Origin of the sequence: Tepidibacter formicigenes DSM 15518 (genome assembly GCF_900142235.1) — a bacterium.
GTDB lineage: Bacteria > Bacillota > Clostridia > Peptostreptococcales > Peptostreptococcaceae > Tepidibacter > Tepidibacter formicigenes.
Map to the genome: position 1 here is coordinate 1 of NZ_FRAE01000149.1, position 1,098 is coordinate 1,098.

General features: G+C 23.1%; 1 pseudogene. It reads right to left on the minus strand.

Features of this window, described 5'->3' with window-relative positions:
• Positions 1–883 precede the first annotated feature (883 nt).
• Positions 884–1,098 (minus strand): annotated as a pseudogene (locus BUA77_RS13305) (hypothetical protein); the annotation flags it as partial.

A 1,098-nucleotide genomic window follows, 5' to 3' on the forward strand; every position in this document is an offset into this window, starting at 1 on the left:
ATACTTTTTTACAATCCATGGCGTTATATTAACAATTCATGACATATATGTTGATTTTATGAATTAAATTTGTTTTAATAATCTTGTCGCGACGGTCACAGTATTGATTAAAATAACAACTACTATAAGGAGGATATCTACTTGGTAATGCTATAGCAAATTATGACCCTGATGAAGCTTCTGAGAATTTAAAAGATTTAAAAGATATGCCTTGGGCTTAATATTATAAACCCTAATTCTGCAGTATTAATCTTTTAAATTAAGCAAATGGAGTATCACCAATATTTTCATAATTTAAATCCAACCTATTGGTGATACTCCAAAAAAAGCAAATCAAACATTATAATACTATCAATTATCTTTTTATTTAATTACTAAAGGTTAGTTAAAGGAGGATTAGCTTCTATTTATGAATATTAAACAATTATGCATATTTGTATTAATTTATTTATCTATTTATTTATCGATATGTTATATTGATAAAAAATTTCACTTAAAAAACATAATAAAAAAAATATTAAATAATAATTTAGTTATCTATACTTTAGTAATAATTTTAATAAATATCTTATTATTTATTCTTCTAGGTTTTTTGGGATTATATAATGAAACTAACTATATAAGAGTTGCAATAACTACTGGGTCTACTGTTCCATTTTTTATAAATGAGTATTCCTATAAAACAAAATCAAAAAACTAATTTAAATATATACTATTTATTATTTAAACAATAAATAAAACCTTAGCTAAGTTTTTATTTTGTTTTTGACTAATTTCCTTTAAGAATTTAGTTTTTTTCTTTATATTAATTTGATGATGTTCGTAACCCTTATGTATAAAAAATCTAAAATTAAAATAGCCATGGCATCTGCCATGGCTTTTCTTACCTTCTCAACCTATTAACTTCCTCTATTGAAAGTCCTGTTTTTATTGCTATTGTTTCATTATCTAAAACATCTAATAAATTTTTAGCTATATTTATTTTTTCTTCTTTTATTCCTTCCTTTCTACCTTTAATTTCAGCAGTTTTCACTTCTGCTTTTCTTATCATCATAGCCTTTCTTTCATTTTCATATATTTCTCTTTCTTCCTTTTCTA